Here is a 14057-nt window from a genome sequence, read left to right as displayed (position 1 = left end):
AAGACGGGATTTTGTTTCACTTATAATTATAGCGCCCGAACTAAGCGCCCGAAAAAAGGCTTAGTTGACGAGGATGGAGGTTATCGATTTTTCGGCGGATGCCTCCCGGCTGAGTATGCAGATCACAGCCGTAAGGATTTCTTCAAACCAAGGAGGCGACTCCTTGAACAAAGGGAAATCACATGATCTTCCATAAAACATGTAGGAGGGGACGACTGAAAGTCCCCTTGAAAAATGACTTTCTTCGTCTCCTTTTACAATCTTAGGAGGAAGAAATTATGTGTGGAATCGTAGGTTATATCGGTCAGCTTGATGCGAAGGAAATTTTGCTAAAAGGGTTGGAGAAGCTTGAGTACCGCGGCTATGACTCTGCGGGTATCGCAGTTGCCAACGAACAGGGGATCCATGTGTTTAAAGAAAAAGGACGCATTGCCGATCTTCGTGAAGTTGTGGATGCCAATGTAGGAGCGAAAGCCGGAATTGGCCATACTCGCTGGGCAACACACGGCGAACCAAGCTATCTAAACGCTCACCCGCATCAGAGCGCACTGGGCCGCTTTACACTTGTTCATAACGGCGTGATCGAGAACTATGTTCAGCTGAAACAAGAGTATTTAAAAGATGTAGAGCTTAAAAGTGACACCGATACAGAGGTAGTCGTTCAAGTAATCGAGCAATTTGTCAACGGAGGACTTGATACAGAAGAAGCGTTCCGCAAAACACTTACACTGTTAAAAGGCTCTTATGCAATTGCTTTATTCGATAACGATAACAAAGAAACGATTTTTGTAGCGAAAAACAAAAGTCCTCTATTAGTCGGACTTGGAGATACATTCAACGTCGTGGCGTCTGACGCGATGGCAATGCTTCAAGTCACAAACGAATATGTAGAGCTAATGGATAAAGAAATGGTCATCGTGACTGATGATCAAGTTGTTATCAAAAACCTTGATGGCGACGTTATTTCACGCGCGTCTTATATCGCTGAGCTGGATGCCAGTGATATCGAAAAAGGCACGTACCCTCACTACATGTTGAAAGAAACGGATGAGCAGCCAGTTGTGATGCGTAAAATCATCCAAACGTACCAAGACGAAAACGGCAAACTGTCTGTGCCTGGCGATATCGCTGAGGCTGTAGCGGAAGCGGACCGCATCTATATCATTGGCTGCGGAACAAGCTATCACGCAGGACTTGTCGGTAAACAATACATTGAAATGTGGGCAAACGTGCCGGTTGAAGTGCATGTAGCGAGTGAATTCTCTTACAACATGCCGCTTCTGTCTAAGAAACCGCTCTTCATTTTCCTTTCTCAAAGCGGAGAAACAGCAGACAGCCGCGCGGTGCTTGTTCAAGTCAAAGCACTCGGACACAAAGCGCTGACGATCACAAACGTACCGGGATCAACGCTTTCCCGTGAAGCTGACTATACATTGCTGCTTCATGCAGGCCCTGAAATCGCTGTTGCGTCAACAAAAGCATACACAGCACAAATCGCAGTTCTTGCGGTTCTTGCATCTGTAGCTGCTGACAAAAACGGCATCGATATCGGGTTTGATCTTGTCAAAGAACTTGGTATCGCGGCAAACGCAATGGAAGCCCTTTGCGACCAGAAAGACGAAATGGAAATGATCGCTCGTGAATACCTGACTGTATCCAGAAACGCTTTCTTCATCGGACGCGGCCTCGACTACTTCGTATGTGTCGAAGGCGCACTGAAGCTGAAAGAGATTTCTTACATCCAGGCAGAAGGCTTTGCCGGCGGCGAACTGAAGCACGGCACCATCGCCTTGATCGAACAAGGAACACCAGTATTCGCACTGGCAACACAAGAGCACGTAAACCTAAGCATCCGCGGAAACGTCAAAGAAGTTGCCGCTCGCGGAGCTAACACATGCATCATCTCACTGAAAGGCCTAGACGATGCGGATGACAGATTCGTATTACCGGAAGTAAACCCAGCGCTTGCTCCATTGGTATCTGTTGTTCCATTGCAGCTGATCGCTTACTATGCTGCGCTGCATCGCGGCTGTGATGTAGATAAGCCGCGTAACCTTGCGAAGAGTGTTACTGTGGAATAATAAATGTTTAACCCCTTTGGATATGTTTGTCTAAAGGGGTGTTTTTATGTCCAAAAGAAAAGTGGAAAATGGATTATAGAAGGCCGTGGTACTGGAACAGGTACAGACTATCTGCCATGGCTCAAGATTCAAGATGCTTCTTCATTAGGTCGGGCAACAAGGTTAAAAGACATTAAAACCAGAGACAGCATGAGTTTTTATCAGACTTGGAGCGAAACTGCTTTTGCTTGACTGAATTCCTGATGTTATTACTGATATAAAAGAGAAGTTCCCTTTATTACCTCAAGAAAATACACTGTTGATAGCAGATGAACTTGGAATTAAGCATTCTAGAAATCCGACCGGAGAGCCTACATGAAGTCGCACATACAATTAAAGTGAAAGATGAGTTATAAAGAGAATGTACTTGAGGGATCAGGTTTTAAAGTTCATTCTCTTTTTATTGAGTATATTCCGGTTTAAGTTGTAATGATTCAGTAAAGGACACGCCATAAATAAAAGGTAGCGTATGATTCCCATTTTTTCCATCGAAACGATATTTCTAAGATTTCATCTTTCGCAAGTTTTCGGTTCATACTACGTAATATTTTTATCGAATTAATAAGACCCACATCATCGATTGGAAAAGCTGTCTGGAACCTAAGGCAGCGCATTAGAACATAATTGGCTGTCCAAGGACCGATTCCTCGTATTTTCATTAAGTTTTTTTCAGCATCTTTAAAGTTCATTTTCATTAATTTTTCCCTCGACAATTCTCCACTTTCCATTAACCTGGCAATTCCAATGATATATTCACTTTTTTTTACCGTCATTTTAATATCTGCTAGGTCGGCAGGTGTTAACCGTGCAATTCGTTCGTACGGTGGGAACACCCAATACTTGTTACCATTCCATTCGATAGAATCGCCAAATCCTTCTACAAATTGCTTCTTTAAGGAGTACGCGAAGGCTAAGTTAATTTGTTGCCCTAAAACTCCCCAACATAAAGCTTCAAATAAATCGGGAATGCCGATAACGCGCAATCCATAAAATTTTTGGACAGGCATTTTAAGTAATGGATCTGCTTTTGCCATTTCATAAAATGGTGTTAAATCGTTATCAAGATCAAACCATTCATGAATATATTTTACAATCTCTTCCCGTTTCCACTTTTCAATAGGTCTAGAATCGTTTAGGAATTGAACAACCATTTGTTTATTATTGATTACGCTTACCTGTACTAAGGACCGAATTTCCCCAATGGCTATAACTTTTGTAATGATATCGTTCTCTATTTCATACATGCATTCATTTTTTTCCCTGGTTAGATAGGCTAGGTTCGCATTCATGTCGAAAATTTCAGGTAATGTAATGACAATACCGTCATTGACTTCATACCATGTCACTTTTCATTCTCCTTATCTTGAATAATTATAAGAAAACTCACACTGATTGAAATTTTACTTTATCACATAATAAGCTTTACTCATTTTGTTATCTTGCTATTACATTCTAACCACCTTATTTTTTTCTATTTATGAGGTTATAGTGTTAGTTATCAAGAATGCTAAACGGGAGTGGATTAAAATCGCCCAAGATATAAAAACGCGTGTCGAAAACGTAAATTGGGATTCAATTCAAAATGAAATAGATGAGTATTGTAAGGAGAGGTGAAATAAATGCCGGATAGTATCAATAACGGACATAAAGAGAGCCATGATCATAGAATTTCGAATGATGTAGAAATGCTAACAGATGAAAAGTGGCAAGCAATTATAAATAATGACGCAGCGTACAATAATCAATTTTTCTACGCTGTGAAGTCGACAAGGATATTTTGTAAACCATCCTGTAAATCTCGCGTTCCGAAAAAAGAAAATGTGTGCATTTTTCCAAACGCAGAACAAGCTCTCCGCGCAAATTTTCGTCCTTGCAAACGCTGTAAGCCTACTAATGAAAAAATGCCTGATAGCGAGTGGGTTGATCTAATTACTGAATACATTGATGAAAATTTCACGGAAAAATTAACTCTAGAATCGTTAGCAGATATTTGTCACGGGAGTCCGTATCATATGCATCGAACATTTAAAAAGATTAAAGGTATTACGCTGGTTGAGTATTTACAACAGGTTAGAGTACAGGCGGCTAAAAAGTATTTGATTCAGACAAATAAAGCGATTGGAGATATCGCTATATGTGTGGGTATCGCTAACGCACCTTATTTTATTACTTTATTTAAAAAGAAAACTGGACAGACACCAGCACAATTTCGTCAAATGAGTAAAGTGGAGGAAACGTACAATGGAAACAAAGAATAAGCCAATCCTTTATTGGTCTTTACTGATGTTTAAGGATTGGAACTTTTATATTGCATCAACGTCAAAGGGGCTTGTGTTTGTAGGTTCACAGAATAAACCATTTGCGGAATTGTTCGAATGGGCTCAGAAACACTTTCCAGGAAGTCCTCTTGTTGAAGATGAGGATAAGCTTGAACCCTACATTATTGAAATCACTCAGTATCTAGAAGGAAAGCGGAAAACCTTTACTGTTCCATTTCAGTACGCAGGTACGCCATTTCAGCTAGCAGTCTGGAATGCACTTTGTGAAATTCCTTATGGACAGACGAAATCCTATTCCGACATTGCACATGATATAAATAAACCAGCAGCTGTTCGTGCTGTAGGCGCGGCTATTGGGGCTAATCCGGTATTAATTACTGTACCGTGCCATCGTGTAATAGGAAAGAATGGCTCATTAACTGGCTATCGGGGGGGATTTGAAATGAAGACAATGCTCCTCGATCTGGAAAAGCGAGCTTCATCTAGCAAAAAGTAATTATTGCCGTACAATGTTTGTGAGGTATTTTTGACTTTAGGTTGCGGATCTTATTTGACAATGATAAGGACAGCTGTCCTATAAGGTGCAAAAATGAAATATTTTATAACCGACCAGAACAAAAGGCATCAGAGTTCGCTAAATAAAAGTGGAGAATGTAAAAAAACGAGACTCAAATGAATGCAGTTTGTGAAGCTGATAGTAAACCGCGATGCAGGGGTTCTTGGATTTCTGCAAAAAAATGTTTTTTCAAAGGGAAAGAGGGGGGGATATGTCTTTCTCTATATTCCAACACCTTGACAATGTTTAAAATTTAGCATATCTTATACGTAACTTAATAATCGGCGCAGATGTTTATTTTCGTTTGTTACATTATTAGGTCTTTAGCATTCTTTCAACTCATCTTGACAGGATGAAAAAGTATCCTAATTTAAATGGAAGAGAAACATAAGTCGATTTTATTTGATAATTAAGCACTATATTAAAATGTAGCGATGATTTCATTCCTTTAGAAGGAAGTTAAAACATAGCAAATAGTAACATGACCAATAATAAGGTAGCTCTTCAAAAGACTTCGGAGAAGTTAGTTGAAGTGAAGCCGACAATTTTCAAGATTCAATGATCTAACATAATCATTGAAATTTTGAAATTGTCGGCTTTTTTGTTGGGGAAAAATGGAGATAGATAAAATTTGTATTAAATGATAGAAAAATATGATCTGATTTAAAGGTCTTTTGAACAATAACGAGATCTAAAAAAGGGAGAAGTTAGAATGTTAGTTTCGCTGAGCTTATCATCATTATTAGCATTATTTTTTATTACGCTCATTGCTTCTGGGATAAGTGGACTATTGTTATTACATCCACGCGTAACCTTAAGTTATGTCCGCATTCATATTGGTATCTTGGCTTTACCGCCTTTGGTTTCCTTAGTGATTCTTGCCAATAGGATTGTGAATGGGAATGTTGGCCCTTGGCACTTCGATTCCTTAGCTTGGTTAATGACTTTCTTTGTTCTTACAATTGGTTTAATCATTCAGCGTTTTTCTGTACGTTACTTAATGGGAGACCGATCTTATCGAAAATATTTTACACTTTTTACTTTCACTACAGGTGCTGCTTCAATTGCGTGGTTAAGTGGAGATCTCCGCTTGATGGTTATTTCTTGGGGAGCAACTCTTGTCGGTTTAACCCTGCTTATCAGGTTAAACAGTGCTTGGCAAGTCGCTGGTGAAGCAGCCAAGGTTACTGGCCGATTATTTTTGTTAAGCTGGCTTTCTTTGTTTTTCGCGATAGTTTGGCTTTTTCAAGTCACAGGTCAATGGCAGTTATCATTGGTTTTAACAAATGAAAGCTTAGCTCAACTGGGGGCATGGGAGAGAACAGGGATTAATCTATTGATTGTATTAGCAGTGATCATTCCTGCGGCTCAATGGCCATTCCAAAAGTGGTTAATTGAGTCTATTGTTGCTCCAACTCCTGTTTCTGCGATTATGCACGCAGGTTTAGTAAACGCAGGCGGGATTATACTCACTCGATTTTCACCTCTATTTCATGGTGGTATAGCATCGATTATTTTACTTCTGCTTGCTGGCATCTCTGTATTGATAGGAACGGGTATTAGTTTGGTCCAGGTTGACTATAAACGCCAGTTAGTAGGTTCCACAATTGCACAAATGGGGTTTATGCTCATTCAGTGTGCATTAGGAGCCTATATCGCAGCCATTATTCATCTTATTTTACATGGTTTATTCAAAGCGACGTTGTTTTTACAGGCTGGTTCGGCGGTACGGCGTTTCGAAGTATCGACTCGTGTTAATGAAAGATCAACCTATTTATGGATCATGGCTGGCCGGACGTTAGCCTTAATGATAGGTGTTGCTTTTTGGCTTATTGCTCCTGGAGAGGGATATCAATTCATTAGTGCCCTAATCTTAGGGTGGTCATTGTCCGTTTCTTGGACTCAGCTCGTAGCTTTTGGAGAGGGAAAAATGGGTCGAATTGTTGGCTTAACATGTTTAGGAGGAGCAGCCTTTGTATATTTTATCATTCATAACCTCTTCTATAAGTGGCTGCATACAAGCGTTTTCCAAAGTGTTCAACCTCCAATGTCAGCTGTCATCATTGTCGTATGTCTCTTGCTATTTGGCAGTGCTTTAGGTACTTGGGTTGCTCGTCATCGTTCTTCAGTTTTCTTCGCAGTACTCTATCTATGGTTAGTACGATTAGGTGAAGCAAAACCCAAGACAGTAGAGAGTCATCCAGACTACCTTAAACAATATTTATCATAAGGAGGTAATAAGTGTTGGGCATTACATCCGTATTAACGAAAGAAAATGTAAAAAAGACAGATATTGATGTTCAAGAAAGAGATATAAACGTTTTAATTGAATCGGCCAGCCGAGTCATTGCACCGCTTTGGCCTATTTCAACGTTCGCTGCACGTAACCCGTGGATGGGACTTGAAAACCAGCCTTTTGATCAGGTTGCAAGCTGGTTGAAACATACTCGTGATGTTGATATATACCCTAGTACGTCTATGATCCGATCAGCGAAGAATAAAGGTGAGATTGATGAAGATTTTGTGGAAATGGGGCTGCAGCATTGGCTTAATTCACATTCTTTTCAAATCCCACGGGACGTGGCAGAACGGTTTTGTCATGCGGGATTACAATTAGATCCATTACCTTCTGACCTTTTATCATCACATAAGCTGGAGAAATTGGTGAATGAATGCAGTGGACTGGATCATATCGAGAATGTTTTTATGCAGCCAATCAGTTCGTATATAGAGAATCAGGATGGTGAAAAGGTAGGCAACATACTAGACCATCATGTCATTAAGTGGAGTAAATTATATCTTGATGACTCTCAGGCAGGTTGGACAATGCCCAACCGTGAGGAAGGTTTCTATCGTGCCTGGCAGCATCTCATTCAGTATGATCCAGCACTTAGTAAAAAGCAGCGTGAAAGATTAAAAGGTTGGCCGCAAGAGGCACATTTGGCTTTACAAGAAGCATTATTCGCACTAGAAATCCCTGAATCAGAGATACAGCGTTATCTTGAAGGCCATTTACTTTCCTTACCCGGATGGGCAGGGATGATGCTTTGGCGCTCCCAACAATCGAGCCATGAACATGCACTTCTAACAGAATATTTAGCAGTCCGAATATCCATGGAGTGGGCTCTTATAAAGCCATATTTACCTATTAATAATGAACGATTTGGGAATAAAATTTCAACTGCTCCCCTTATAGCAGCTTGGATTCATTGGGGGGGCCTTACATTAGAGGAATGGCCACAGATGTCGGCCGATGAACAAAACGAATATTTATCATTTGCCTACAGCTTTGATGAGAAACTTCGCAGGAAACTTTGGTTAGAAGCTTGGGAACAAACATACACTGATCGATTAAGTCAAAAGATCATCTCGAAACAACGTGAAACCGGTAAAAAATCTGCATTAGCTCAATTCGCATTCTGTATCGATGTACGGTCAGAGCCTTTTCGTCGTCATCTAGAAAAAGAAGGTCCGTTTGAAACGATTGGCATCGCAGGTTTCTTCGGGGTGCCGATTGCAACTTGTGAACTTGGCAGTAAACACAGTCATGCCTCCTTGCCGATCATACAAAAACCGCAAAATAGAATAAAAGAGTTCGCGGATGAAGGTGTACTCGAAAAATACAACCAACGCAAGCAGGCAGTTCATTCCTTAAGCTATACATTTAAAACGATGAAACAGAATGTGCTTTCAAGCTTACTTCTACCTGAGCTAAGCGGACCTTGGCTTACTGTGCAAATGGCAGCACGTAGCTTTGTGCCAAGAAAAGCGGGTCGTTTCATTCGTAATCTCCGTGAGGCTTGGCTGTGCAAACCTGATACAAAACTCTCGCTTCATCATGTTAATGATACAGAGGCAGAGATTCCTGTGGGTTTTACTGAAGAAGAAAAAGTGAACTATGCTCGGCAAGCACTAAAAATGATGGGATTAACAGAGAATTTTGCACCCTTAGTCGTGATTTGCGGACATGGCAGTCAAAGCACAAATAATCCTTATGCCGCGGCTCTTGATTGTGGTGCCTGCGGTGGAGCGGCCGGCGGATTCAATGCAAGAGTGTTAGCTGCTTTATGTAATCTTTCAGAGGTAAGAGAAGCTCTATTAACTGAAGGAATGAAAATCCCTGAGGATACGGTGTTTGCCGCCGCTGAACATAATACAACGGTGGATGAATTACATTGGCTTTATGTGCCAGAGCTTTCCGAAGCTGCGCAGCAAGCGTTTGAACATATCGAAGCTATTATGCCGAAAGTGAGACATAACGTAAATGCAGAACGTCTGGCCCAATTACCGAATATCCAATCGAACCTTAAAAATCCGAAGGCTGAGGCACACCGATTTGCGGAAGATTGGAGTGAGATACGTCCGGAATGGGGACTGGCTCGTAATGCCGCTTTTATTATCGGCCAACGTGAACTGACACAGGATTGTGATTTGGAAGGAAGAGCTTTCCTTCATAATTATGATTGGAAGCAGGATGAAAGCGGTGAACTCCTAGCAAATATTATTGCAGGACCTGGAACTGTGGCCCAATGGATTAATTTACAATATTACGCATCAACAGTAGCACCCCAATATTATGGCAGCGGAAATAAAGCAACACAAACCGTTACTGCAGGTCTCGGAGTGATGCAGGGGAATGCAAGCGACTTGTTAGCCGGACTGCCTTGGCAATCCGTCATGCAATCAGATCATGAGGCATATCATTCTCCTCTTCGTTTGTTGATTGTCATCCAAGCGCCTAGACAACATGTAGAACGGTTATTAAATAGTGACCCAGTATTTCTGCAAAAAGTTCAAAATGGATGGGTTCGACTGGCTAGTATTGATTCAGATGGATGTTGGGAAAGCTGGTAACCATGAATCTAAACATTTATCAAATGGATTTGTTACTCAATATAAAATGATGAAACATAAGGAAGAGGTGTGTTATATGAATGTAAATAAAAAAGTATTATTTTTGACGGACATGGAAAACGGTTTGGAGCCTATTTTACAAGAAGTGACGAACACTCCAGCAGAAAATATGCTGACGATACAAAGCTATGGTGCCGCTATCTCACATCCTTATGGAGAAATCATGAGATCTGTTATTTTTGCGATTTACCAGGAAGATGTTGAGGAGGTCTTTGTTGTAGGAACTAAAGATAAGCGGACTTCAACAGATCATATGCTAACTCAACTTGAAACAATGAAGGATAAAATACAAACATTGGATTATCTCTTTCAAAATTGCAAGCCTGAATTTTTAGGTGGTACAGTCGATGAATGGCTAAATGAAAAAAGCAATGGTATTGAAAAAAGTGTTGATATCATTCGTCAGCATCCACTGGTGCCGTCATATGTTAAAGTCAGAGGTTTAATCGTTGATCATAAGGATGGGGAATCCTCAATTGTGGAGGTTCCTTCTATTAAAACAGGTCAAGCCTTACCTGATCATTGCTTGTCATGATGGAGTGAAGTGGTCAGCTTCTACACCCATATATGGGGAGAAAGCAGTTTTAAGGAGAATGTAATGGGCGCTAGTATAACTGATTTTGTCACGAAAACAATAGAGGAAATGACTCTGTTTGATCGTGAAAATATGGAATGTATAAAAACAGTAATAAGAAAAGCAATTCATTTTTATCATTTAAAATCTTATGAAGAAGTTGAGGAAACCCATTTAGGGAGCGTTCGATTTTTGCATGTACACTCTATGATGGAAGAAAATATGCTATCCAAAATTGTAGCGGTCACAAGAAACGGCACAACTGATTTGGATATTGAAGGTGTATATGAAGGATATGTTGTAAGAGAATATTAATGAGACGAAATAACGAATAGAATATGCCAATTTTTTTGCCAGGAGATGTGTTATATATGAAAAAAACGAAGGGTTCTATTGAATCAGAGATCAGTAAGTCCATTACGCAATGGGAGAAGGATTATCTTGGGCGCGGGTCTGTATCTGTTAAAACTGATATACTGCGGGATATGATCATCGTTAATTTAAAAGGAATTTTAACACCAGCAGAATATGCAGTTTGTGGATCAAAAGAGGGTATGTTATCTATCAAACAAACTCGTTCGGAGTTAGTTGAATCAGGGATAGAGGGTCTAAAGGATATTATCCTAACGATAACTGGAGAAGAAGTGATAAGTTTTCATACTGATTTAAGCTCTCGGACAGGTGAACGCGTGATGGTATTTAAATTATGTAATGATCTTGAGAAAAATCTATAATATTTGGAGAGATAAAAAAGCAGAATGAGAGCAAAGTATATATAAAGCAGCGCTTTCTAATGGTCAATCTAACAGTAGATATGCGAAAGTTAAGTTCTGTAATACCTCCAACTGGCCTGAAATAAGTCTTCAGATTTTTAATGTCTAAAAAGAAGTTAGGCATCAAAAAAGAAAAAAACGAATTGACATATCGGAATATAACGATATAATAAACGATATGGAACCCATTGAAGTATTCAAAGCCTTATCAAATGAATCAAGGCTGCAAATTTTGCAATGGCTGAAGGAACCTGATCGTCATTTTTCACCCCATGAAGGGATTGATATGAACACAATCGGGGTATGTGTCAGTCAAATAACAGACAAATTGAAAATGACGCAATCAACGGCTTCCCAATATCTCACCATCCTTTTAAGAGCCGGCCTGATTAAGGCGGAGCGTATTGGAAAGTTCACTTATTATAAAAGAGATGAAGAAGCCATTGGGAAGCTTGCGGACTTTCTTAAAACAGAGATATAAAAAATAAACATCAAAAGATGTTTATTTTTACACCATACATATCGACATATTACGATGTGTTTATTTTTTAAATTAACATATCGATAATTCGTGATATGTTGTTATAATAAAAATTAAGGAGTGAACGTTTATGTCTAACACCTTCAAAATTTATATGTTAGCCATTGTCAGCTTTTTAGTCGGAACTTCAGAGTACATCATTTCGGGTATTTTGGATCGCATTGCTCATACACTCGGGATCACCTTGGCTGCCGCGGGCCAGCTCATTACGATCTTTTCACTTGTATATGCTCTTTTAACACCCGTACTCATGGCGTTGACAGCAAGTATGGATAGACGCAGATTGATGATGTATGCTCTCGGTTTGTTTGTGTTCGGCAATATCTTGGCCTTTGTTCTGCCTGGTTATGGTTGGTTTATTGCAGCGCGGATCATTATGGCGATGGGAGCGGGTGTGGTTGTTGTAACTGCATTAACGATTGCCGCTAAGATTGCGCCGGAAGGGAAGCAGGGCAGTGCCATCGCTACGGTCGTTATGGGATTTACCGCTTCTTTAATCATTGGTGTTCCGCTTGGAAGAATGATAGCAGTAGCATTAGGCTGGAAATCTGTATTTGGTGCAATTGCTTTGTTGGGATTGATCGCAATGGCCGTTATATTCTTTACTCTTCCGCATACTGAAGGGGATAAACCTGTACCATTGCTTCAACAGCTTGCTCTTTTCAAAAAACGGAAAGTGGCGATGGGCTTATCAATCACTTTCTTCTGGCTCGGGGGGTATTCAGTTGCTTATACCTATCTGTCACCGTATCTCTTGAACATTTCAGGAATAAGCGGCAAGCTGCTTAGCGGTGTTTTGCTTATATTTGGAATTGCCAGTTTGATTGGATCAAAGTTTGGGGGATATAGCACCGATAAATGGGGAGTGCCCTTTACACTCGTTGGCGGGATGACATTGCATATCGTCACACTGATTCTGCTGTCACTTGTCACCCATTCCCATATCGGAGTGTTGGTGATTCTGATATTATGGTCGTTTGCCGCATGGTCTACCGGTCCGACACAGCAATTTCACCTGGCTACAATAGAGCCGGGAATGTCAGGTGTTTTGCTTAGCATGAATCAGTCAATGATGCAACTTGCCATGGCAGTCGGCGCAGGAATAGGGGGAGTTTTTGTAGAAAACGTATCATTGGCTTCGATTACTTGGATTGGTGCATTAGGGGTTATGATTGCCATTATTGCATCATTGATGATTTTTCATTCACAACCGAAACAGGCGCTAAAAGATCTTAATCAATAATATACTTCTTAAAATTCAATAGGTTCATTTCGAAAGATCTAACATCCGCCCGTTATACAAGCGGGTGTTTTTTTATAAGCTGTTCAAAGTCAGTTCATAAGACTTCCAAGGGCCAACATCGTTCTGTATGTGTTGAAGGCGTTCTGAAGCTGAAAGAGATTTCTTAAGGTTTTGCCGGCGGTGAGCTGAAGCATGGCACGATTGCCTTGATCGAAAACTGGAAACACAAGAGCATGTAAACCTGAACATCCGCGTAAACGTCAAGGAAGTTGCCCCTTGGGGAGTAAACACTTGCATTATCTCGCTGAAAGAGCAGCTGAGATCCTTATAGTAGTATGACTGATACTAACTGACAAACAAGTTAACAGTAGTATATATGATATCAAAATGGTCAGTTTGTTAGTCGTTTTATTAGCTCCTCACAGGAGTATTCATAGTGTTTGTGGTATTTATATGTTAATTGGAAGTTAAGGCGCTTACTGATATATCTTTGTGGAAAATATGCTGAGTATCTGTTATCAAACGAGAGAGGGGCTCTTTTATGAAATCAAATGGTGATGAATTATCGTTATCTGTCCAAAATTTAGCGAATACAAATGAGATCACAATTGTTCAAGCGATAGGGGAGTTAAAGAAGTCAGGAAAAGACGCGATACCTGTTTTGGTTGAGGCTTTAAAAGATGAAGGCTCTTTGCGTAATATCGCTGCGGCTGTTTTAGGTGAGTTTGGGGAAGATGCGAGTGAAGCAGCGGAAGAACTATCACGTCTATTAAAAAGTCATGCAGAAGATACAAGAATGGCTGCGGCCATTTCACTCATGAGAATTGGGAAACCCAGCCTCCCCTTTGTCATCAAAATCGCTCAAGATAGTGAAGGGCAATCATGTTTTTGGGCATCTTGGTGTATTGCATGGATCGATCCGTCTCACATTGAACCGAAGATGTATGAGTGCCTAAAACGCGAGCATGAACACCCTTCAGGAATGGTTGCTCCGTTTGCGGCTGAAGAGGCATTAGGAAAGCTGATTGCTTTTCAGCTTAAAGATAAGGAGGATTGA

General features: G+C 40.4%; 12 protein-coding genes and 1 pseudogene. 12 read left to right on the top strand and 1 reads right to left on the bottom strand.

What is annotated here, in order from left to right; all coding sequences use genetic code 11:
• Nucleotides 1-278 precede the first annotated feature (278 nt).
• On the top strand, nucleotides 279-2081 hold the full coding sequence (glmS, locus tag M1D69_RS20135) for a glutamine--fructose-6-phosphate transaminase (isomerizing) (RefSeq protein ID WP_458105054.1): 1803 nt from the start codon (nucleotides 279-281) through the stop codon (nucleotides 2079-2081).
• Nucleotides 2082-2554: 473 nt separating this feature from the next.
• Here glmS and M1D69_RS20130 read toward each other — a convergent pair whose 3' ends face one another.
• A complete protein-coding gene (locus tag M1D69_RS20130) occupies nucleotides 2555-3466 on the bottom strand; it encodes a DNA glycosylase (protein ID WP_458105055.1) in 912 nt (303 codons plus the stop codon).
• A gap of 273 nt (nucleotides 3467-3739) precedes the next feature.
• Between M1D69_RS20130 and adaA the strand changes: the two genes are divergently transcribed.
• The 11 genes and pseudogenes from adaA to skfG all read left to right on the top strand — a co-directional run bounded on the left by adaA (nucleotide 3740) and on the right by skfG (nucleotide 14057).
• A complete protein-coding gene (gene adaA / locus M1D69_RS20125) occupies nucleotides 3740-4378 on the top strand; it encodes a bifunctional transcriptional activator/DNA repair enzyme AdaA (protein WP_458105056.1) in 639 nt (212 codons plus the stop codon).
• Nucleotides 4362-4895: a methylated-DNA--[protein]-cysteine S-methyltransferase gene (gene adaB, locus M1D69_RS20120; protein ID WP_458105057.1), complete on the top strand. Its 534-nt coding sequence runs from the start codon at nucleotides 4362-4364 to the stop codon at nucleotides 4893-4895. Before adaA ends, adaB begins: the two co-directional genes overlap by 17 nt.
• Before the next feature lie 772 nt (nucleotides 4896-5667).
• Nucleotides 5668-7185 carry an NADH dehydrogenase subunit 5 gene (locus tag M1D69_RS20115; protein ID WP_458105058.1) on the top strand — a complete coding sequence of 506 codons (1518 nt, stop codon included), beginning with the start codon at nucleotides 5668-5670 and terminating at the stop codon, nucleotides 7183-7185.
• A gap of 14 nt (nucleotides 7186-7199) precedes the next feature.
• A complete protein-coding gene (locus M1D69_RS20110; protein WP_458106096.1) occupies nucleotides 7200-9809 on the top strand; it encodes a DUF2309 domain-containing protein in 2610 nt (869 codons plus the stop codon).
• Between the two features lie 76 nt (nucleotides 9810-9885).
• Nucleotides 9886-10404, top strand: a complete 519-nt coding sequence (locus M1D69_RS20105; protein ID WP_458105059.1) for a carbonic anhydrase — start codon at nucleotides 9886-9888, stop codon at nucleotides 10402-10404.
• Between the two features lie 63 nt (nucleotides 10405-10467).
• Nucleotides 10468-10758, top strand: coding sequence for a DUF6407 family protein (locus M1D69_RS20100; protein WP_458105060.1), 291 nt, complete (start codon nucleotides 10468-10470; stop codon nucleotides 10756-10758).
• Nucleotides 10759-10814: 56 nt separating this feature from the next.
• Nucleotides 10815-11177, top strand: coding sequence for a DUF2294 domain-containing protein (locus M1D69_RS20095; RefSeq protein ID WP_458105061.1), 363 nt, complete (start codon nucleotides 10815-10817; stop codon nucleotides 11175-11177).
• A gap of 217 nt (nucleotides 11178-11394) precedes the next feature.
• Nucleotides 11395-11697: an ArsR/SmtB family transcription factor gene (locus M1D69_RS20090; protein WP_458105062.1), complete on the top strand. Its 303-nt coding sequence runs from the start codon at nucleotides 11395-11397 to the stop codon at nucleotides 11695-11697.
• Nucleotides 11698-11827: 130 nt separating this feature from the next.
• On the top strand, nucleotides 11828-13000 hold the full coding sequence (locus M1D69_RS20085; RefSeq protein WP_458105063.1) for an MFS transporter: 1173 nt from the start codon (nucleotides 11828-11830) through the stop codon (nucleotides 12998-13000).
• Nucleotides 13001-13119: 119 nt separating this feature from the next.
• A pseudogene (locus M1D69_RS20080) lies at nucleotides 13120-13310 on the top strand (glutamine--fructose-6-phosphate transaminase (isomerizing)); the annotation flags it as partial.
• A gap of 231 nt (nucleotides 13311-13541) precedes the next feature.
• Nucleotides 13542-14057 carry a sporulation killing factor biosynthesis/export protein SkfG gene (skfG, locus tag M1D69_RS20075; RefSeq protein ID WP_094231265.1) on the top strand — a complete coding sequence of 172 codons (516 nt, stop codon included), beginning with the start codon at nucleotides 13542-13544 and terminating at the stop codon, nucleotides 14055-14057.

It is taken from the genome of Bacillus sp. PK3-037 (assembly GCF_054161355.1).
The sequence above is the reverse complement of the archived record's forward strand: the minus strand, read 5'-3'. Positions and strand labels throughout refer to the sequence as shown.

Bases quoted from the DNA above. Each gene is read 5' to 3' on its own strand.
- glmS (WP_458105054.1), top strand. From the start codon at position 279: ATGTGTGGAATCGTAGGTTATATCGGTCAGCTTGATGCGAAGGAAATT.
- adaA (WP_458105056.1), top strand. From the start codon at position 3,740: ATGCCGGATAGTATCAATAACGGACATAAAGAGAGCCATGATCATAGA.
- adaB (WP_458105057.1), top strand. From the start codon at position 4,362: ATGGAAACAAAGAATAAGCCAATCCTTTATTGGTCTTTACTGATGTTT.
- M1D69_RS20115 (WP_458105058.1), top strand. From the start codon at position 5,668: ATGTTAGTTTCGCTGAGCTTATCATCATTATTAGCATTATTTTTTATT.
- M1D69_RS20105 (WP_458105059.1), top strand. From the start codon at position 9,886: ATGAATGTAAATAAAAAAGTATTATTTTTGACGGACATGGAAAACGGT.
- M1D69_RS20100 (WP_458105060.1), top strand. From the start codon at position 10,468: ATGGGCGCTAGTATAACTGATTTTGTCACGAAAACAATAGAGGAAATG.
- M1D69_RS20095 (WP_458105061.1), top strand. From the start codon at position 10,815: ATGAAAAAAACGAAGGGTTCTATTGAATCAGAGATCAGTAAGTCCATT.
- M1D69_RS20090 (WP_458105062.1), top strand. From the start codon at position 11,395: ATGGAACCCATTGAAGTATTCAAAGCCTTATCAAATGAATCAAGGCTG.
- M1D69_RS20085 (WP_458105063.1), top strand. From the start codon at position 11,828: ATGTCTAACACCTTCAAAATTTATATGTTAGCCATTGTCAGCTTTTTA.
- skfG (WP_094231265.1), top strand. From the start codon at position 13,542: ATGAAATCAAATGGTGATGAATTATCGTTATCTGTCCAAAATTTAGCG.